Below are 18,777 nucleotides of genomic sequence, written 5' to 3'. Positions count from 1 at the left end.
GCACCCGCACCCGCACCCGCACCCGACCGCAGGAGACCACCGTGACCGCACCCCGCGACCTCACCGACGCCCTCGTCGTCATCACCGGAGCCGGCCGCGGCATCGGCCTGGCCACCGCCCACCGCTTCGCCGCCGCCGGCGCCCGTGTGGTCATCGGCGACCTCGATGACGACGTGGCCGCCAAGGCCGCCGCCGCGGTCGGCCACGACGCCGTCGGGCTCGTGGTCGACGTCGCCGACCGCGGCTCCTACGCCCGCTTCGTCGAGCAGGCGGCGGCCCTCGCGCCGGTCGACGTGCTCGTCAACAACGCCGGCATCATGCCGCTGACCCCGCTGCTCGAGCAGAGCGACGACTCCGTCGACCGCACCCTCGAGATCAACCTGCGCGCCGTCGTGACCGGCACCCGCCTGGTCGCCCCGGCGATGGTCGCGCGAGGGCACGGCCACGTCGTCAACGTCGCCTCCGCGGTCGGTCGGCTCGGCATGGCGGGCGCGGCGGTCTACAGCGCCAGCAAGTTCGGCGTGCTCGGCTTCTCCGAGGCCGCCCACGCCGAGCTGCGCCCGCACGGCGTCGACGTCTCCACGGTGCTGCCCACCGTGGTCGCCACCGAGCTCGCCGCCGGCGTCCACGCCACCCGGGGCATGCGGGCCTGCACCCCCGAGGAGGTCGCCGACGCCATCGTCTCGGTCGCGCAGCGCCCCCGGTTCGAGACCTGGGTGCCGGCCCACGCCAAGGGCGTCTTCCACTCCTCCAACGTGCTCCCCCGTCGGGTGCGCGACCTGGTCGGCCGCGCCATGGGTGCCGACACCACCCTCACCGACGTCGACGTGGCCGCACGCGCCGAGTACGAGCGGCGCGCCAGCCGCTGAGCACCGCTCCGCCGCCGACGCTCGGACGGCCTGCCGTCACGACGGTGCGGGGCGCGACGGCAGCACGTGCGGCCGGTGCCTGCGGGAACACCGCCATCGCGCGGACCCGCACCGATCCCACGGACAGGTTTGCGCGGACCCGGCACCCCCCCGCCCCCGACACTGCCCAAGCAGCGCAATTGCGCGGACCCGCACCGACCCCACGACAGGTTTGCGCGGACCCGGCACCCCCCGCCCCCGACACTGCCCAAGCAGCGCAATTGCGCGGACCCGCACCGACCCCACGGACAGGTTTGCGCGGTCCCGGCAACCCCCCGCCCCCGACACCTGCCCACGCAGCGCAATTGCGCGGTCCCGCACCGGTCCGGCGGGAGGGTCAGGACCGGGGACGCCGGGGCCGGATGACCAGCAGCACGACGACCACGAGGGTCACCAGGAACCACCGCCGGCCCTGGGTGAGCGACAGGAAGACCCCTGCGCCGGTGACGGCCAGGACCAGCCAGGTGGTGAGGCTCGTGCCGCTGCGGACCGGACCGTACGGCGTCGAGGCCGGCCCGCCGACGACGGGCGGGTAGGCCGGCGGCGGTCCGGGGACCGCGGCGGCCGGAGCCTGGGAGGCCCAGCCCGGCTGCTGGTGCGGGCCCGGCAGGTCGGCGAAGAGCGGCACGAGGTCGCCCCGGGTGGTGGCGGCCCAGATGCGACCGACCCGGTCGGAGTGCTCCTCGGCGGTGAGCATGCCGCGCGCGTACATCGCCGCGAGGTAGGCCGAGGCCTGCTCCCGCTCGGCGTCGCCGATGCGCAGCTGGTCGCTCATGACACCACCTTGCCCCACTGCCGGGCGGGCCACACCCCGACCCCGCCGCTGCGCGACCACCGCGTCCCTCGCCCACGAGCACCCATGACACCTGTCATGGTCGGAGCGTGCACGCCCCACGTGGACCGGTGAGTGCACGCACTGCCGCCCGGCCGCTGCGACGGGGAGGCTGGACGCATGACACCGACCCCCCGCCGCCCGAGCACCGCCCGTCCCGGACCCTCGCCCCGCCGGTCGCCGGGCGACGCGGCCGGCACCCCGACCGGGGCACCCGCCATCGAGCTGCGCGACCTGCGCCGCACCTACGGCCGCGGCTCCACCGCCTACGACGCCGTGCGCGGGGTCGACCTCGAGGTGGCGGCAGGGTCGGTCACCGCACTGCTCGGCACCAACGGGGCCGGCAAGACCTCCACCCTCGAGCTGGTCGAGGGCCTCGCCGCGCCGACCGGAGGGGAGGTCAGGGTGCTCGGGCTCGACCCCCTGGCCGACCGGGCCCGGGTGCGACCGCGCACCGGGGTGCTGCTGCAGTCCAGCGGCTTCTCCGCCGACCTGACCGTGCGCGAGACGCTGCGCATGTGGGCCGCCACCGTCACCGCACCGCGCCCGGTGGGGGAGTCGCTGGAGCGGCTTACCCTCGCCGACCGCGCCGACGTCAGGGTCGGCGCGCTCTCCGGGGGCGAGCAGCGCCGCCTCGACCTGGCCTGCACCCTCATGGGGCGTCCCGAGGTCGTCCTGCTCGACGAGCCCACCACCGGGCTCGACCCCGAGTCGCGGCGCGACGTGTGGCAGATCGTGCGCGACCTGCGCGACGACGGCGCCGCCGTCCTGCTCACCACGCACTACCTCGAGGAGGCCGAGGCGCTGGCCGACCACCTCGCGATCATGCACGCCGGGCGGGTCCGCCGCGCCGGCACGCCCGCCGAGATCGCCGAGGGTCACCCCTCGACGGTCAGGCTCGACACCCCCGACCGCACCCTGCCGGCCCTGCCGGCCGGCCGGGTCGAGGACGACGGGCGCACCACCACCCTGCACACCACCGACCTCCAGGCCACGCTGACCGCGCTGCTCGCCTGGGCCGACGCCGAGGGTGTGCGCCTCGACCGGCTCGACGCCCGCACCGCCAGCCTCGAGTCGGTGTTCCTCGCCATCGCCGAGGGCCGCGACGCCGCCTCCCCGGCCCGGCGCTCCGACCCGATCCCCAGCGAGACGACCGCGACCGCCGACCAGGCCAGGGCCACCGCCACCGCCACCGAGGGAGCCACCCGATGAGCACGTCGACCCCCCGCACCGAGCCCACCGCCCCGGCCACCCCGGCCACCGACGCCGCCGGCGGGTCCGAGCGCGGAGCCGGCGTACGGCGGGTGCGCGGGCTGGCCCGCGCCAACGCCACCCTCATGACGCGCAACCGGCTCACCCTGCTCTACGCCGTGGTGCTGCCCGTGCTGCCGCTGGTGCTGCTGCTCACCGGGCCGCGCGGCGACGTCGCCGTCGGCGCCGCCACCGTGGTGACCGCGCTGATGATGACGCTGCTTTTCCCGGTCTACTACAACCTGCTCTCGCAGTTCGTGACCCGCCGCGACGAGCTCGTCCTCAAGCGCCTGCGCACCGGGGAGACCCGCGACGCGGAGATCCTGGTGGCCCTGGCCCTGCCCGGCCTGGTGGTCGCGGTCCTCGTCTCGCTGGTCACGGTGGTCGTGGCGCTCGCGCTCGGCGCGCCCGCCCCGGTCAACCCCGTCCTGTACGCCGGGGCCGTGCTCCTCGGCGCCCTGATGTCGGTCGCGCTGGCCTACTGGACCGCCGCCTGGACCCGCAACGCCGAGGCCGCGCAGATGACCAGCCTGCCCGTCATCCTGCTGCTCGTGGTCGGCCAGGTGGCGATCAGCTTCCCCGACTCCGTGCAGCGCTGGACCGACTGGACCCCCGGCGCCGCCCTCACCGCGCTCGTGCGGATCGGCTGGTTCGGCCTCGACGACGGCTCCACCACCCCCAGCCTCGACCTCGCCGACACCTGGTCGGTCGGGCTCCAGCCGGTGCTCGTGCTGGTGCTCTGGACCGCCGTCGGCCTCGACCTGGCCCGCCGCTCCCTGCGGTGGGAGCCGCAGCGCTGACCCCTTGCCGACCGCAGCTCGCGTCGCCCGGGCCCGGACGTGTCTAGGGTGGTGAGGGGGCGAGCGGCGCGGTCGGCGCGGTCGGCGCGGTCGGCACGATCAGGGCCCGCCCCGCGGCACCCGCCGCCGCCCCCCCTCCCCCGCAGCGCACCGACCACCCCCCTCCCCCGAGAGGACGCCATGAGCCCGACCGACGCCCACCTCGGCGACCCCCCTCTCGACGACCCCCCTCTCGACGACGCGCGGCCGGCCGGCGCGGGCGCGGGCGCGGGCCCCACCCGAGGTCGTGACGCCGCCCGGCGCGGGCGCTGGAAGCGCTGGTCGGAGCGCAGCGAGGTCGAGCGCGTGGACCTCTACACGCGCCAGTCGATCTACCTCCTGCTCTGGTCGAGCACGGGCTTCATCCTGTGGCGTGGCTCCGCGGACTGGGGCGAGCAGCCACCCGCCCTGGTGGCGCTCGTGGTCGCGGCGGTCGCGGTGACCTGCGCGCTGGGCACGCCGGTCGTGCGCGACGTCGCCGCGCTCTACCCCGCGGCGCGCCCCGTGCCCTGGCGCAGCGTCGGCCCCCTGCTGGCGGCCACCGCGGTGGTGCTCGTCGGCGACCGGCTGCTGCCCGACGGGCTGCGCGGGGTCGGCGCCATGGTCGCCCTCAGCGTGCTGAGCTGGAGCGTCGGCGGGCTGCGCGACGACCGGGTCTCCGCCGCCCTCGTCGCAGGCCTCGGGCTGGTCTTCTGGGCCACCACCGGGCTGCTCGTCGCCGGTCTCGGCGCCGCCGGCGTCACGGCCTTCTTCGTCTTCACCGCGCGCGTGTCGCTGTGGCTGCTCGGCGTGGTCTCCGAGCTCGACCGCGCCCGCGCCCTCCAGGCCGATCTCGCGGTGGCCGAGGAGCGGCTGCGCTTCTCCCGCGACGTGCACGACGTGCTCGGGCGCCGGCTCTCCGCGATCGCCCTGCAGTCGGAGCTGGCCGCCCGGCTCAGCGAGCGCGGCGACACCGCGGCCGCCGCGACCATGCTGGAGGTGCGCGGCGTCGCCCACACCGCCCTGCGCGAGGCACGCGCCCTGGCCCGCGGCTACCGCGCCACCGACCTCGCCCAGGAGCTGGAGGGGGCGCGCTCGCTGCTCGACGCGGCCGGCATCGCAGTGGCCCTGGACGTCGCCGACCTCCCCACCGCCTGGCACGAGCCGGCCGGCTGGGTGGTGCGCGAGTGCGTCACCAACGTGCTGCGCCACTCCGCCGCCACCCGGGTCGAGATCACCTACGCCGCGGGCGCCCTGGTCGTCGGCAACGACGGGGTCGGCCCGGCCGGTCCGGGCCCGACCCCCGGCAGCGGGCTCACCGGACTGCGGGAGCGCCTGGCGCCCCTCGGCGCCCGGCTCGACGCCGGTACGACGACGGACGGCGACGGCGGGACCGGGCGGTTCGTGGTCCGGGTCAGCGGCCTGGACTCCCCGCCCGCGCAGGCGGCGTCGTGACCGCGCCGATCCGGGTCCTGCTGGCCGACGACGAGCACCTCATCCGGGCGGCACTGGCCCAGCTGCTCGCCCTGGAGGACGACCTCGAGGTCGTCGCCCAGGCCGCGTCGGGCCCCGAGGCGGTCGCCCAGGCGGTCGCGGCCGACGTCGACGTCGCGGTGCTCGACCTGCAGATGCCGGGGCTCGACGGCATCGCGGTCGCCGAGCGCCTGGGCGCCGACCTGCCGGGCTGCGCCACCGTCATCGTCACCAGCCACGGGCGACCCGGTCACCTCAAGCGGGCGCTCGCCGGCGGGGTGCGCGGCTTCCTGCCCAAGACCACGTCGGCCGCGACCCTGGCCGCGGTGGTGCGCACCGTGCACGCGGGCGGGCGCCACGTGGACCCCGAGCTCGCGGCCGAGGCGATCGCCGCCGGCGACAGCCCCCTCACGCCCCGTGAGGCCGACGTGCTCGAACTGGCCGCCGACGGCGCGCCGGTGGAGGAGATCGCCGAGCGCGCGTCGCTCTCACCCGGCACCGTGCGCAACTACCTGTCCAACGCCGTGGGCAAGCTGGGCGCCGCCAACCGCCACGACGCCTGCGCGATCGCGCGGCGGATGGGCTGGATCTAGGCGACCTGCGGCTCCTCGCCCGGCAGGCGGGTCAGCCGAGCAGCCCGGCCATCGTGCGCATGACGTCGGGGCGGGGCGGCACGATCATCGTGGTCAGCAGCGAGTCCTGCCAGCGGGGCAGCTCCGCGGCGATCTTGTCGCGCGGGCCGACGAGCGCGACCTGCTCGACCATGGCCAGCGGCACGGCGGCGACGGCCTCCTCCTTGCGACCCGAGAGGTAGAGCTCCTGGATGTGCTCGCACTCGGCCTCGAAGCCCATCCGGGCGAAGACGTCGTAGTGGAAGTTGGCGCCCTTGGCGCCCATGCCGCCGATGTAGAGCGCGTAGTGGGGTCGCAGGGTGTCGGCGGCGGCCTCCACGTCGTCGTCGAGCACGACCTGCACCATGCAGGCCACCTCGAAGTCCTCGGCGCTGCGGCGCGCGCCGGGGCGGGCGAAGCCCTCGGCCAGGGCGGCGCGGTAGTGCTCGTCGTGGGCCGGGGAGTAGAAGAGCGGCAGCCAGCCGTCGGCGATCTCGGCGGCCATGGCGACGTTCTTGGGGCCCTCGGCGGCCAGCAGCACCGGCAGGTCGGGGCGCACCGGGTGCAGCGTCGAGCGCAGCGCCTTGCCCAGCCCGGTGGTCGGCAGGTCGCCGCCGGTGACCGCGGCGCCGCCGGTGAAGGGCACCTGGAAGTGCTCACCGTCGAGCTGGAGCCTCTCGCGGGCGATCGCCTGGCGCACGAGTGCGACGTACTCCCTCGTGCGGGCCAGCGGCTTGGGGTAGGTCTGGCCGTACCACCCCTCCACCACCTGCGGGCCCGAGGCGCCGAGGCCGAGCACGAAGCGACCGCCGCTGAGGTGGTCCATGGTCATCGCGGCCATCGCCGTGGCCGCGGGCGTGCGCGCCGACATCTGCATGATGGAGGTGCCCAGGCGCAGCGTCGAGGTCTGCCCGCCGAGCCAGGCGAGCGGGGTGAGGGCGTCGGAGCCGTAGGCCTCCGCCGACCACACCGAGTCGAGACCGAGCTCCTCGGCCAGCGCCACCGCCTCGGCCTGGCCGGGCGGCGGGCCGGCGCCCCAGTAGCCCAGGGAGACGCCCAGCCGCAGCCCGCCCGCGCTCATCGCGACGCCCCGGTCACGTGCGGCGGCGTGCGGGCCGGCTGGACCGGCTGGACCGGCTGGATCGGCGGTGCGGTGAGCGGGTGGCCCATGCTCGTCCTCCTGGGGTGGCGTGACGCCCATCATGCCCGGCCGCGCCGACGGCGGCGCGACACGACGGGCCGGTGCTCACCCGGCCTGGGGCCGACGCGCCCGCTGCGGGCGCGCCGCGCGGTGGCGGGTGTGGACGAAGAGCCACGCCCCGAGCCCGAGCAGCAGCAGCGGGAGGTGGGTGACCACGGTCAGCACCAGCAGCACGGCCAGCACGGCGACGACGGGCGCGGGCAGCCCGCGCGGTCGCAGCGCCCGGCCGCCCGACCAGTACGCCGCGCGTCCCGGCACCCAGCGACCCGGGTCGCGCGCGGCGCCGCCGGACCCGGAGCGCTGCGCGAGGGTCGCCGGGAGGAGGCCGTCGGGCCACGGGGCGGGCAGGTCGGCGAAGAGGGGGCCGAGGTCGGCCCGGGTGCGCGCGGTCCAGACCCGCTCGAGACGCTCGGCGTGCTCGTCGTGGTCGAGGCGGCCCCGGACGTAGTGCTCGCCCAGCGCGGCCGCCGCCTGCTCCCGCTCGGCGTCGCCGATGCGCAGGTGCTGCTCGCTCATGACTCGTCCGCCTCCCGGGCGGTCCCGTCGCGCGACCGGTCGGTCGGCGCGCCCTCGGCGCGCTCCGCGCCGGTCTCCTCGCCGGTCTCCGCGCCGGTCTCCTCGCCGGTCTCCTCGGTGTCACCGCCGTCGGCGAGCACGCCGTAGAGCTTGCGCCGGGCGTCGACGAGTACGTCGACGGCGGCGCGGCGCTGGGCGTCGGTGCCGGTGGTGACGATCTGCCACACCGCGCTCATCACCTGGCCGATCTCCGGGCGCAGGTCGACGCGCGGCCCGGTCGCCGCCTCGCGGGCGGTGGCCTCGAAGGGCGCCCAGACGGCGTCGAGCTCGTCGCGGTGCGTCGCGACGTACTCCTCACCGGCCGGCGTGAGGCGCAGGGTGCGACGGCTGCGCTCGTCGTCGGACTCCACCAGGCCCTCGTCCTGCAGCTGCGCGACGGTCGGGTAGACCGAGCCGGGGCTGGGGCGCCAGGCGTCGCCGGAGCGCTCCGCGATCTGCTGGATCACCTGGTAGCCGTTGACGGGCTCGCCCGCCTCACCGGAGGCGCGCAGCACGTCGAGGATGGCCGCGCGCACGTCGCCGCGCCGCACCTTCGGGCCCCGCGAGGCCTCCGGGTCGCCGAGGCCGAAGAGGCCCGCGAGCCACGGCGGGGGGCCGGGGCGTCCCCCGCGACCGCGGGGTCCGCCGGGGCCGCCCGGTCCGGGACCGAAGGCTCCGAAGGGGCCGCCGAAGCCCGGCCCGGGACCCCAGCCGCCGTGGCGGTGCTGGGCCCAGAGCGCCTCGGCGCGGTCAGCCCACTCCCGCTGCTGCTGCTTGTCGAATCCGTGCCTCATGGCCGGACTCCTCTCGCCCGTCGCGCCCGGCGACCGACTGTCGTCGAGTGTTTCGCGATATATCGTGAGCGTACGTCGGGGTGGTGGTGGTGACAAGGGCCGCGCGGGTTTCACCAGCCGGCTGGCGAAACCCGCACCAGTCGGCCGGTGCGCGGGCCGACAGGTGCGGGTCCGGGCCGACAGGTGGCGCCGACCGGCCGCGGCGGCGTGGCGACGGCGTGGCGGGCGGGATCGCGGCGGCGTGGTGGCGGCGTGGTGGCGGCGGGGGACCGGCGCGGGGGCGGCGTAGGTTCGCCGGATGACGACGCCCACCTTCCGCCTCGCCTCGACGGTGCTCGGCGCGCGCGACCCGGAGGCCCTGGCCGCCTTCTACGTCGCGCTGCTCGGCTGGCGCCACCGCGACAGCGCGCAGGAGCGCGCGGCCGACCCGGGGTGGGTGGTCGTCAAGCCGGTCGGGCCCGACGGCGCGGTCGACCCGGCCGCCGCGGGGCTGGCGTTCCAGCGCGAGGACGACCACGTGCCGCCGACCTGGCCCCCGGCACCGGGCGCGCAGCAGATGCAGGCGCACCTCGACGTGGCCGTCGACGACCTCGCCGCCGCGGTCGCACGGGCGCTGGAGCTGGGCGCCGTGCTGGCGCCGCACCAGCCGCAGGACCTCGTGCGGGTGGTGCTCGACCCGGAGGGCCACCCGCTCTGCCTGTTCGCCCCCGGAGGCTGAGGACGCGCGCCAGCGTCGCGCGGGTCGCGGTGGCCTGGGACGGTCACCGGGGGCCGGGTCACCGGGCGCCGGATCGCCGGGGGCGGGGGCGGGCTCAGCCCGGGCGGGTCACCAGCCCCAGGTGCCGGGGGCGCCCTTGAAGGGGCCGACGACGCGCGAGGTGATCCAGCCGCCGTAGAAGCCGCCCTCCTGGGGCACCACCACCTCGTCGTTCACCGTGATCCGGTCGACCGAGGCCGGCATGATCGCGATCGCCCCGGTGATCGCCTCGAAGCCGGGGGTGGGCGTGAGGTAGGTCCAGGCGGCGCGCGGGGCGACGGTGTCGCCGGAGACGAGGTCGAAGTAGGTGGCCAGGCCCTTCCACTCGCAGAAACTGTTGCCCTCCGCGTCGCGCAGCGCGCCGTCGACGAAGGCCTCGCGGGGCAGGTAGTAGGTCGGGGGGTGGCTGGTCTCCATGACCCGCCAGCTGCGGGTCGTGCGCGCCACGACGACGCCGTCGAGGGTGACCTCGATCGACTCCTTGCTCTCGTCGAGGGCGGGCGGGCGCGGGTAGTCCCACACCGATTCCTGTCCCGGACCGGGCTTCTCTCGCTTCAGCGGGTTCAAGGGGCGCACACCCCGACCCTAGGCGGCCGCGCTCACGCCTCCATCACCCTCTCGGCGTGCTCCACGACCGGGAAGGGGTCGTAGAAGTGGTGCAGCATCGCGCGCCACTGCTCGTAGGCGGGCGAGCCGCGGAAGCCCTCGGTGTGGTCCTCGAGGCGCTCCCACTCGACGAGCAGGAGGTAGGTGCCGGGGCGCTCCACGAGCCGCGAGAGCGTCAGCCCGCCGAAGCCGGGCGAGGCGGCGATGATCGAGCGCGCCTGGGCGAAGGCGGCCTCGAAGGCCTCCTCCTGACCGGGGCGGACGGGCAGCAGGGCGTGCTCGAGGACCATGCGCGCAGGCTAGCCGCCGTACGCCGCCGCGGCGCCGGGCCCGCTCAGGTGGCCCACACGCCGCGGGGCAGCCCGGCGGCGTCGACGAGGCCGGCCACGGCCGCCTCGTCCTCGCGCCCCGCCAGCAGCAGCAGGCCGCGCCCGGGCGGGGCGGCGAGCGCCTCGGCCAGCGCCTCGACCGCCACCCAGCGGCAGCCCGGAGGCAGCCCGGGCGCGCCGAGCTCGGCGTAGGTGTCGCCCACCAGCACCCGGCCCCCGGACTCGGACCCGGGACCAGACCCGCCCTCGGGGTCGTGGGCGAGCAGCACGACGAAGTGCCCGACGTCCCAGGTGGCGCCGGGCGGGCTGATCGGCCCGGTGCGCACGTTGGCGACCACCCCCACGGGCCGCCCGGCCGCCCGGAGCCGCTCCAGCAGCGCTCCGAGCGCGCCGGCGTCGAGCGCCGACCCGGGCACGGGCACGACGACCACCCGGTCGCCCGCCGCGGCCTCGACGCCGCGCAGCAGACCGGCCGCGTCGGTGCCGCTGTGCCCGAGGGCGGCGGCCCGGGGCAGCTCGTCCCACCCGGTGCGCAGCAGCGGGGCACCCTCCGGTCGCCAGTCGGCGACGTCGTGGGGCCAGATCGCGGTGCCGGCGGCCACCGCGATCGCTGTCGCCGAGGGCACCGCGGCCGGCGCCGCGGCCCGGGTGCTGGCCGGCGGGGCGGCCCCGGTGGACGCGGGCGACGCCAGCACCGCGTGCAGGGCCAGGGCGGCGGCGAAGGGTCCGCAGAGCTGGTCGGGCTGGGGCAGCGCCGGGCCGTGGGCCGCGAGCACGCGCTCGGCGCCGGGCAGCAGACCCGGCACCGCGAGCGGTGCGGCCGCCGGTCGGTCGGGCACCGGTCGACCGGGCATCAGTACAGCCACCGGTGGGAGGCGACGACCTCCTCGACGGTGTGCTCGGCGGCCCAGGCGGCGTCGGAGTCGCGGCAGGCGACGAAGGCGCCGAGGAGGTCGGCGCCGAGCACGTCGCGCACGAGCGCGCTGCCCAGCAGGTGGGCACGCTGCTCCTCGTGGGTGGTGGCGAGGGCGACGATCCCGGCGGCCTCGCGGCGCGCGTCGTCCCAGGCGCCGACGTCCTCCTGCACCGGGTCGGGCAGCTCGGCCCCGTCGCGCACCCCGGCGAGGCCGGCGCCGATGACCACCGCGAGGGAGAGGTAGGGGTTGGCCGAGGCGTCGCTGGCCTTGAGCTCCACGTTGGTGTGCTCGGGGCCCAGCAGGCGCGAGGCGGGCACCAGCCGCAGCGCGGCCTCGCGGTTCTCGACGCCCCAGAAGCCGTAGGCGCCGGCCCAGTAGCCGGGCCGGCGGCGCAGCAGCGACCCCGCGCTGGGCGCGGTGACGGCGACGATCCCGGGCAGCTCGCGCAGCAGGCCGGCGAGGTAGCCGCGGCCCACGTCGGAGAGCCCGTGGGGGCCGTCGCCGGTCAGCGCGTTGCGGCCCTCGCGCACCAGTGAGGTGTGCAGGTGCCAGCCGTTGCCGGCGCCCGCGGCGGTCGTCACCGGCGCGAAGCTGACCCGCAGGCCCTCGGCCCGCGCGGCCGACTGCACGGTCTGGCGCACCAGCACCTGCGTGTCGGCCATGGCCAGCGGGTCGAGCGCGGAGAGGGCGAGCTCGACCTGCGACTCGCCGTACTCCGCGTGGAGCTGACCGATCGCGATGCCGTCGGCGGCGAGGTCGCGCAGCAGGCGACGGGTGAACTCGTCGACCTCGCGCAGCGCGTTGGGCCCGTAGGCCGGGCCGTGGTGGGCGGGGGTGAAGTCCTCGCCCTCGCGCACGACGACCATCTCCACCTCGAAGCCGGCGCGCACCGCGAAGCCGGCCTCGGCGGCGGCGTCGACCTGTCGCTCCAGCACGCTGCGCTGGCAGTAGGGCCACGGGTCGCCGTCGGCGTCGAGCTGGCGGCCGTGGACCCAGGCCAGGCCGGGCTGCCCGGCGAGGGGCACGACGCTGTCGGCGCGGTCGACCACGGGCACGAGCCGCACGTCGCCGGAAGGCGTGGCGAGTCCCTCGTGGGCGAAGGTGATGACGTCGTGGGAGTCGAAGACCGCGAAGACGGCCGTCACCCCGACCCCGCGGCGCGCGGCGGCCGGCAGCTCGGCGGTGGGCACGGTGCGGGAGCGGACGATGCCGTTGTTGTCGACCCAGCCGATGGTGACGCCCACGACGCCCTCGCGGGCCAGGCGGTCGGTGAGCTCGTGGACGTCGGGGGCGTGGACGTCGGGGACGCCGGTGGCGGTCATGACGGCACGCTACCGGCGGCGCGCCGGCCCTGCCCCGCCCATCCACAGCCGGCCCGTCCACAGCCGGCCCGTCCACAGCCGGCCCGTCCACGGCCGGCCCGTCGGGGAGGGCCACCCCGGGCGCGGGTGGGAACAGCGCGGACCCGACGTAGGTTGGCGACCCGTGGGCATCCGGGACCTCGTCGCAGACACGCGACCGCTGCAGAACCGTCACTTCAAGCGGCTGTGGCTGGCCAACATCGTCACCGTCGTCGGCGCCCAGCTCACCGTCGTCGCCGTGCCCGCGCAGATCTACGCCGACACCGGCTCCTCGGCCTACGTCGGCCTCACCGGCCTCTTCGGGCTGGTGCCCCTGGTCGTCTTCGGGCTGTACGGCGGCGCCCTGGCCGACGTCTTCGACCGCCGCACCATCCTGCTGGTCACCACCGTCGGGCTCATCGTCACCAGCGCGCTGTTCTGGCTGCAGGCCGCCGCGGGCTCGACGAACGTGTGGCTGCTGCTGTGCCTCTTCGCGGTGCAGCAGGCCTTCTTCGCCGTCAACCAGCCCACCCGCAGCGCCGTGCTGCCCAAGCTGCTGCCCCCCGAGCTGCTGCCGGCGGCCAACTCGCTCAACATGACCGTCATGCAGGCCGGCGCCATCGCCGGGCCGCTGGTGGCGGGGGTGCTCATCCCCGTGCTGGGCTTCGAGTGGCTCTACCTCATCGACACGATCACCCTGCTGGCCACGCTCGGCGCGGTGCTCGGCCTGCCGAGCCTGGCGGTGGTCGACGCGGCCACGACCACCCCCGGACTGCGCTCGGTGGTCGAGGGCCTGGCCTACCTGCGCCAGCAGCCCGTGCTGCTGATGTCCTTCGTGGTCGACCTGATCGCGATGGTCTTCGGCATGCCCCGCGCGCTCTTCCCCGAGATCGCCGCGGTCGACTTCGGCGGCCCCGAGGAGGGCGGCATCGTCTTCGCGCTGCTCTTCGCCGCCATCCCCGCCGGCGCGGTGCTCGGCGGCGTGCTGAGCGGGTGGGTCTCGCGCATCGAGCGGCAGGGCCTGGCCGTCATCGTGTGCATCCTGGTCTGGGGAGCGGCCGTCGTCGGCTTCGGCACGGCGGTGCTGCTGGCCGGCGTCGACGGGTGGCGCACCCCGATGCTCGTGGTGGCGCTGCTGATGCTCATGGTGGGCGGCGCCGCCGACATGGCCTCGGCGGCCTTCCGCAGCTCGATGCTGATGACCGCCGCCGACGACGCCGTGCGCGGGCGCCTGCAGGGCGTCTTCATCGTCGTGGTCGCCGGCGGCCCCCGCATCGCCGACGTCGCCCACGGCGCGGCCGCCGCCTCGGTCGGCGCCGGGGCCGCCGCGGCCGGCGGCGGGGTGCTGGTGGTCGTCGGCACGGTGGTCGCGGCGCTCGCCGTGCCGTCCTTCGTCCGCTACCGCCTCACCCGCACCGCTGCACCCCTGACCTGAGCGACCGGGGGCGCCACCCGGCCCGGGCCTCGGCCCCCGGGGTGGAGCCGGGCGGGCCGGCGCGGCCTAGGTTGAGGTGATGAGACTCCCCCCGCTGCCCGGTCCCTCCGACGTCAGGTGGCTGGTGGACCAGGCCGTGGCCGCCGGTCCCCGCGTGGTCGGCCTGCTCGCGGGCGCCGAGGCGCTGCTGGCCTCGGCCCAGGGGCTGGTGGGCGAGGCCCGGCTGCTGCTGGAGCGCGTCGACGCCACCCGCCTGGCTGCCGACGAGGTGGTCGCGGAGGTCGACCGCACCCGGGCGCGGGCCGACCGGGCGCTCACGTCGTTCGAGCCGCTCGCCGACCGGGTCGCGGGCCTCCTCGACGACGTCGAGCCGCTGCTGGGCCGCGCCGACCGCCTCGTCGGGCAGGCCGCGCCGCTGCTCGGCCGCGCCGACGGGCTGCTGGACGCCGGGGCGCCGCTGGTCGAGCGGGCCGGCGGCCTCCTCGACGAGGGCGCCCCGCTCGTGGGCCGTGCCGAGGCGCTCGTGGGCCGCGCCGAGCCGATGGTCGAGCGCGTCGAGCCCCTGCTCGAGCAGGTCGTGCCGCCGCTGACCCGGCTGCTGCCGGTGCTCGACCGGCTCGCCGAGACCACCCACCCCCACGAGGTCGACGCGATGGTCGCGCTCGTCGACCAGCTGCCCCTGCTGGCGCGGAAGATGGAGTCCGACGTCGTGCCGATGCTGGAGTCGCTGAGCAGCGTCGCGCCCGACCTGCACGACCTGCTCGACGTCTCCCGCGAGCTCAACGAGATGCTGGGCAAGCTCCCCGGGCTGCGCGGCATCAAGAAGCGGGTCGAGCGGGAGCAGGACGAGGAGGAGAGAGCGTGAGCACCACCATCCTGACCCTCGGCGGGGGCGGCTTCCTGATGGAGCCCGACAACCCGCTGCTCGACGACTTCCTGCTCTCGCTGGCCACCCGCCGGCGCGGCGGCGGCGACCGGCCGCGGGTGCTCTACGTGCCGACGGCCGCCGGCGACGACCAGGGCCGGATCGCCGACTTCGAGTCCGCCTTCGCCGAGCGCGCCGAGACCGACGTGCTGAGCCTCTTCCGCCGCGACGGGCGCGACCTGCGCGAGCAGGTCCTGGCCGCCGACGTCGTCTACGTCGGCGGCGGCTCCACCCTCAACCTGCTCGCCCTGTGGCGCCTGCACGGCCTCGACGAGGTGCTGCGCGAGGCCGGGGAGGCCGGGGTGGTGCTGGCCGGGATCAGCGCCGGCATGAACTGCTGGTTCGAGGGCTCGGTCACCGACTCCTGGGGCCCGCTCGACGCCCTGCCCGACGGGCTCGGGCTGCTGCGCGGCAGCGCCTGCCCGCACTACGACGGCGAGGCCGAGCGGCAGCCCACCTACGTCGACCTCGTCGGGCGCGGCGTCCTGCCCTCCGGCTACGCCGCCGACGACGGCTGCGCGCTGCTCTTCCGCGACGGCGAGCTGGTCGAGGCGGTCTCCTCGCGCCCCGACGCCCGAGCCTTCCGGGTGCACCGCACCGGCGACGCCGACGGGCTCGACGACGCCATGGAGGCCGCGCCCGTGGCCGAGAGCCCCGTCGACGTCCGCTTCCTCGGCTGACCGCGCCGCCCGGGCGGCAAGGGCGGCCTGGCGGCCGGGCTCGGCTCAGGCGCCGAGCAGCCCGCGCACGTAGGCGGCCTGGCCGACGTGCTGGAGGTCGTCGTTGACCACGCTGACCAGGCGCACGGCCAGGGTCACCGGCGGGTCCCAGTGCTCGTCGACCACGCGGTCGAGGTCCTCGGCGCCGAGCGTCGCGACGTACGCCGTGGTCTGCGCGTGCACCGCGCGCAGGTACTCCACCAGCAGGTCGGCCTCGGCCCGCAGCGCCCCGACCTCCTCGCTGGACTGGCCGTAGCCGATGGAGGCGTCGTCGTAGGGCAGGTCGAAGCGGCGCGCGAAGCCCTGCGCGGTCCAGACCTGCTCGAGGTCGGCGACACCGGCGACGTGGTCGTCCTGCACCCGCGCGGCGTGCCAGACCAGCCAGCCGATCGGGTTGGCGTCGGCGCCCGGGCGGTGGGCGAGCTGGTCGGCGTCGAGCCCGTCGACCGCGGCGGTGCCCGCCTCGAGGATGCGCTCGAAGGCGTCGGTGAGCAGCTGTGCGGGAGTCATGCCCCGAACCTACGTCGCCCCCGCCACCGCCATCCTCGCCCGCACGGGCGGGCGGAGCGGCCGGGACGGGCAGAGCGGGCGGGACGGGCGGGCCCGGCCGGTCGGGCGCGGGTCAGCCGCGCAGCCGCTCCAGCCGGGAGGCCAGCAGCGCGACGCGGTGGGCGTTGCCGTGCAGGTCGACGTAGGTCTGGCCGAAGGAGGCGAGCAGGGCGTCGTCGAGGCGTCGCACCGCGCCGGGCGGGTAGCGGTAGTCCATGCGGGCGTTGAGGTCGAGGTCGGCGACCGGGCGCAGGGCGGTGGCCAGCTCGTCGAGGGAGGTGATCCCGAGCTCGAGCAGCAGCCCGGAGATCCAGGCGTAGTGGTCGGTGCGCGACCACCCGGCGTCGGCGTACTGCCCGGCCAGGAAGGCCGCCAGCTCGCGCGCGTCGAGGCGCGGGTCGAGGTCGCCGTCGATCTCGTCCTCGGAGAACCCCACCGACCCGCGCGGCCCGGCGCGCAGCCGGTCGCGGATCTCCGCGAACTCCCGGTCGGCCAGCTCCAGCAGGCCCGCGGCGAGGGTGAAGCGGCGGTCGAAGTCGGCGGCGTGCTCCTCGGGCACGACGCCCTTGTAGCGGATGTCGTGCTCGAACTCCGCCCATGCGTGCTGCAGCACGGTGCGCACCTGCACCTGGGCGGTGCGGCCCTCGAGGTGGGCCAGCGCCGGGTCGCCCTCGCGGGTCGGGTCGGGGGTGATGAGGAGGTGGCGGCTGGCGTAGCCGAAGCCGCCGGCGCTGATGGCGTCCTGGCCCATGTCGCGGTCGTCCTTGACGACGACCTGGTCGCCGAGCAGGTCGGCCACCGCGTCGACGTCGCTGACGACGTAGGCGATGACCCGCACGCCGACCTGGTCGGTGATCTGGGTCAGCGGGTCGGAGTAGAGCGGCACGCCGGCACTGGTGCGTCCCGCCTTCTCGGCGAAGGACGCGACGCTCTTGGCCCGCGAGGTGACGGTGAGGTAGTTGATGCCGGCCTCGTCGAGGATCCGGGTGACCAGGGCGGCGGCCTCCTCGGCGGCCAGGCGGAGCTCGGCGTGCTGGGCGTCGTAGGCCCGCACGGCCGCGCGCACGACGTCCTCGCGGGCCAGCTCCGGCTCTGCCCCGGGCAGCGCGGGGGTGACGATGTAGCCGGTCTCGAGGTCGCCGTAGGTCGTGACCCGGTCGGGCGAGCGGGAGGCGAAGAGCGCGACGTAGGCGCAGACCACCGCGTCGACCTGGTCCTCGACCACCCGCAGCTCGCTCTTGCGCGTGGCCTGCTCGACCTGGGCGCGCAGTCCGCGCCAGGTCTCGTCGACGTCGACGACGGTCTCGACGTGCGACATCAGCGTCAGCAGCGCCTCGCGCAGGCCGTCGAGGTCGCGGCCGCGCTTGTTCTTGTACTTCAGCGTGCGCGGCAGGTCGAAGAGCACCACCGTCGCCGGGTGGGGGTAGACCTCGATCGCGCGGCGGCTGCGCGCCGAGCGGGGGTCGATGTCGAGGTCGAGGCGCTCCGCCACCCTTCCGCCGCGCGTGCCGTGCGCGAACTCCGGCTTGCCGGTGTTGGCCGGGTGGGCGCCGGCCTCGAACCGGCGGAAGTCCTTGCTCAGCGCCTTCTCCGCGGGCCGCGACCCGGTCGGGTTGGTCACCACGAGCGGCGCGTCGATGGCCACCAGGCAGTCGCCGGTCACGTACGGCGCCAGCGCCTCCGCGATCTCGTCGTCGGAGCGCACCGCCGAGAGGTGCAGCAGCCGCGACGTCCCGTCCACCACCGCCAGGCCCGTCGGGCTCCGGTCTCCCCACGCGAGGTCGACGCCGATGAAGTACACCCCCTCACCCTGCCCTATCGGCCCTGGCCGCGGGGCGGGAGAGGTGGTTGGGCGGGTCGTGGGGTGTGGGTCGTGGGGCTGCGGGTTTCACCGGTCAGCCGGTGAAACCCGCACCTGTCGGCCCGGACCTCCCACCTGTCGGCCCGGACCCGCACATGTCGGCCCGCGCGTGGGCCGACCAGTGCGGGTTTCGCCGGCCGGCTGGCGAAACCCGCGTGACCGCCCCCGCCCGACCAGGCACCATCGAGGCGTGAGCGAGCACGCCGTGGCCGACCCGTCGGACCCGCTGACCCGGGTGCCGTGGCCGGTGAGGACCGAGCGGCTGTTGCTGCGCCGTGCCGAGCGGGCCGACGTGACGGCCACCTACGCGATCCGTCGTCGCCCCGAGGTGCACGAGTGGCTGTCCTCGGCCGCGCTCGGGCCGGGGGAGTACGCCGCGATGTTCACCCGCCCGCAGCGGCTGGCGACGTCGCTGGTGGTCGAGCGGCGCGAGCGGCCCGGCGTGGTGGTGGGCGACCTCATGCTCGCCGTCGAGGACGCCTGGGCCCAGACCGAGGTCGCCGACCGCGCGGCCGGCACGCAGGCGCGGCTCGGGTGGGTCCTCGACCCGGCGTACGGCGGGCAGGGCCTGGCCACCGAGGCGGTCGGGGCGCTGCTCGGCGTCTGCTTCGACGCCCTCGGGCTGCGCCGGGTGGTGGCCGACTGCTTCGCCGACAACACGCCGTCGTGGCGGCTGATGGAGCGCGTCGGGATGCGCCGCGAGGCCCGCACCGTGGGCGACTCGCTGCACCGCTCGCGCGGCTGGCTCGACGGCCTCACCTACGCCCTGCTGGCCGAGGAGTGGCGCGCCCGCTCGTGACCGGACCCCGCAGCGCGCGGTGCCGCCCGGTCGACGGGCGAGTCAGCGGCCGCCCGGTCGACGGGCGAGGGTCAGCGACCGAGCGCCAGAGACCGAC

Annotated in this window: 20 protein-coding genes; 10 read left to right on the top strand and 10 right to left on the bottom strand. The window is 76.5% G+C overall.

The window, feature by feature from the left end; translation table 11 throughout:
• Positions 1-41 precede the first annotated feature (41 nt).
• Positions 42-869 carry an SDR family oxidoreductase gene (locus tag LPA27_RS13650; RefSeq protein ID WP_228942793.1) on the top strand — a complete coding sequence of 276 codons (828 nt, stop codon included), beginning with the start codon at positions 42-44 and terminating at the stop codon, positions 867-869.
• 376 nt (positions 870-1,245) lie between these two features.
• Here LPA27_RS13650 and LPA27_RS13645 read toward each other — a convergent pair whose 3' ends face one another.
• Positions 1,246-1,683, bottom strand: coding sequence for a DUF1707 SHOCT-like domain-containing protein (locus LPA27_RS13645; RefSeq protein WP_056905149.1), 438 nt, complete (start codon positions 1,681-1,683; stop codon positions 1,246-1,248).
• A gap of 177 nt (positions 1,684-1,860) precedes the next feature.
• Between LPA27_RS13645 and LPA27_RS13640 the strand changes: the two genes are divergently transcribed.
• From LPA27_RS13640 to LPA27_RS13625, 4 genes are all read left to right on the top strand, one after another.
• Positions 1,861-2,952, top strand: coding sequence for an ABC transporter ATP-binding protein (locus LPA27_RS13640; RefSeq protein ID WP_228942792.1), 1,092 nt, complete (start codon positions 1,861-1,863; stop codon positions 2,950-2,952).
• Positions 2,949-3,791, top strand: a complete 843-nt coding sequence (locus LPA27_RS13635) for an ABC transporter permease (RefSeq protein WP_228942791.1) — start codon at positions 2,949-2,951, stop codon at positions 3,789-3,791. The genes LPA27_RS13640 and LPA27_RS13635 overlap by 4 nt, the downstream gene beginning before the upstream one ends.
• 180 nt (positions 3,792-3,971) lie before the next feature.
• Positions 3,972-5,264 carry a sensor histidine kinase gene (locus LPA27_RS13630; RefSeq protein ID WP_228942790.1) on the top strand — a complete coding sequence of 431 codons (1,293 nt, stop codon included), beginning with the start codon at positions 3,972-3,974 and terminating at the stop codon, positions 5,262-5,264.
• A complete protein-coding gene (locus LPA27_RS13625; protein WP_228942789.1) occupies positions 5,261-5,875 on the top strand; it encodes a response regulator transcription factor in 615 nt (204 codons plus the stop codon). The genes LPA27_RS13630 and LPA27_RS13625 overlap by 4 nt, the downstream gene beginning before the upstream one ends.
• A gap of 31 nt (positions 5,876-5,906) precedes the next feature.
• Here the strand turns inward: LPA27_RS13625 and LPA27_RS13620 are convergent, their stop codons facing one another.
• The 3 genes from LPA27_RS13620 to LPA27_RS13610 all read right to left on the bottom strand — a co-directional run bounded on the left by LPA27_RS13620 (position 5,907) and on the right by LPA27_RS13610 (position 8,443).
• A complete protein-coding gene (locus LPA27_RS13620) occupies positions 5,907-6,974 on the bottom strand; it encodes an LLM class F420-dependent oxidoreductase (protein ID WP_228942788.1) in 1,068 nt (355 codons plus the stop codon).
• A gap of 165 nt (positions 6,975-7,139) precedes the next feature.
• Entirely contained in the window at positions 7,140-7,610 is a 471-nt protein-coding gene (locus tag LPA27_RS13615; RefSeq protein ID WP_056865061.1) for a DUF1707 SHOCT-like domain-containing protein, read from the bottom strand.
• Positions 7,607-8,443 carry a PadR family transcriptional regulator gene (locus tag LPA27_RS13610; protein ID WP_228942787.1) on the bottom strand — a complete coding sequence of 279 codons (837 nt, stop codon included), beginning with the start codon at positions 8,441-8,443 and terminating at the stop codon, positions 7,607-7,609. Before LPA27_RS13610 ends, LPA27_RS13615 begins: the two co-directional genes overlap by 4 nt.
• A gap of 298 nt (positions 8,444-8,741) precedes the next feature.
• Between LPA27_RS13610 and LPA27_RS13605 the strand changes: the two genes are divergently transcribed.
• Complete coding sequence (locus LPA27_RS13605; RefSeq protein WP_056905144.1) at positions 8,742-9,161, top strand: VOC family protein; 420 nt, start codon at positions 8,742-8,744, stop codon at positions 9,159-9,161.
• Between the two features lie 108 nt (positions 9,162-9,269).
• Here the strand turns inward: LPA27_RS13605 and LPA27_RS13600 are convergent, their stop codons facing one another.
• The 4 genes from LPA27_RS13600 to LPA27_RS13585 form a co-directional block, all read right to left on the bottom strand.
• A complete protein-coding gene (locus tag LPA27_RS13600) occupies positions 9,270-9,722 on the bottom strand; it encodes a DUF427 domain-containing protein (protein ID WP_228942786.1) in 453 nt (150 codons plus the stop codon).
• 77 nt (positions 9,723-9,799) lie between these two features.
• Positions 9,800-10,096 carry an antibiotic biosynthesis monooxygenase family protein gene (locus LPA27_RS13595; protein WP_056865064.1) on the bottom strand — a complete coding sequence of 99 codons (297 nt, stop codon included), beginning with the start codon at positions 10,094-10,096 and terminating at the stop codon, positions 9,800-9,802.
• Between the two features lie 44 nt (positions 10,097-10,140).
• Positions 10,141-10,989, bottom strand: a complete 849-nt coding sequence (locus LPA27_RS13590) for a DUF6885 family protein (protein ID WP_228942785.1) — start codon at positions 10,987-10,989, stop codon at positions 10,141-10,143.
• Entirely contained in the window at positions 10,989-12,374 is a 1,386-nt protein-coding gene (locus LPA27_RS13585; RefSeq protein WP_228942784.1) for a glutamine synthetase family protein, read from the bottom strand. Before LPA27_RS13585 ends, LPA27_RS13590 begins: the two co-directional genes overlap by 1 nt.
• 163 nt (positions 12,375-12,537) lie before the next feature.
• Here LPA27_RS13585 and LPA27_RS13580 point away from each other — a divergent pair, with 163 nt between their 5' ends.
• From LPA27_RS13580 to LPA27_RS13570, 3 genes are all read left to right on the top strand, one after another.
• On the top strand, positions 12,538-13,827 hold the full coding sequence (locus LPA27_RS13580) for an MFS transporter (RefSeq protein WP_228942783.1): 1,290 nt from the start codon (positions 12,538-12,540) through the stop codon (positions 13,825-13,827).
• A 79-nt stretch (positions 13,828-13,906) separates the two neighbouring features.
• Positions 13,907-14,692: a hypothetical protein gene (locus LPA27_RS13575; RefSeq protein ID WP_228942782.1), complete on the top strand. Its 786-nt coding sequence runs from the start codon at positions 13,907-13,909 to the stop codon at positions 14,690-14,692.
• Positions 14,689-15,432 carry a peptidase E gene (locus tag LPA27_RS13570; protein ID WP_228942781.1) on the top strand — a complete coding sequence of 248 codons (744 nt, stop codon included), beginning with the start codon at positions 14,689-14,691 and terminating at the stop codon, positions 15,430-15,432. Before LPA27_RS13575 ends, LPA27_RS13570 begins: the two co-directional genes overlap by 4 nt.
• Before the next feature lie 45 nt (positions 15,433-15,477).
• On the opposite strand, the gene LPA27_RS13565 is transcribed toward LPA27_RS13570, so the two are convergent.
• Positions 15,478-15,981 carry a mycothiol transferase gene (locus LPA27_RS13565; protein WP_228942780.1) on the bottom strand — a complete coding sequence of 168 codons (504 nt, stop codon included), beginning with the start codon at positions 15,979-15,981 and terminating at the stop codon, positions 15,478-15,480.
• A gap of 112 nt (positions 15,982-16,093) precedes the next feature.
• The gene (locus LPA27_RS13560) at positions 16,094-17,821 is read right to left on the bottom strand and encodes a DUF429 domain-containing protein (protein ID WP_228942779.1); all 1,728 of its coding nucleotides are present in this window, start codon (positions 17,819-17,821) and stop codon (positions 16,094-16,096) included.
• Positions 17,822-18,071: 250 nt separating this feature from the next.
• Between LPA27_RS13560 and LPA27_RS13555 the strand changes: the two genes are divergently transcribed.
• On the top strand, positions 18,072-18,680 hold the full coding sequence (locus LPA27_RS13555) for a GNAT family N-acetyltransferase (RefSeq protein ID WP_228942778.1): 609 nt from the start codon (positions 18,072-18,074) through the stop codon (positions 18,678-18,680).
• Positions 18,681-18,777: the final 97 nt, after the last annotated feature.

The organism is Nocardioides sp. Leaf374, from assembly GCF_916862475.1.
Classification (GTDB): domain Bacteria; phylum Actinomycetota; class Actinomycetes; order Propionibacteriales; family Nocardioidaceae; genus Nocardioides; species Nocardioides kribbensis.
This window is presented reverse-complemented; position numbering and strand designations above follow the sequence as displayed.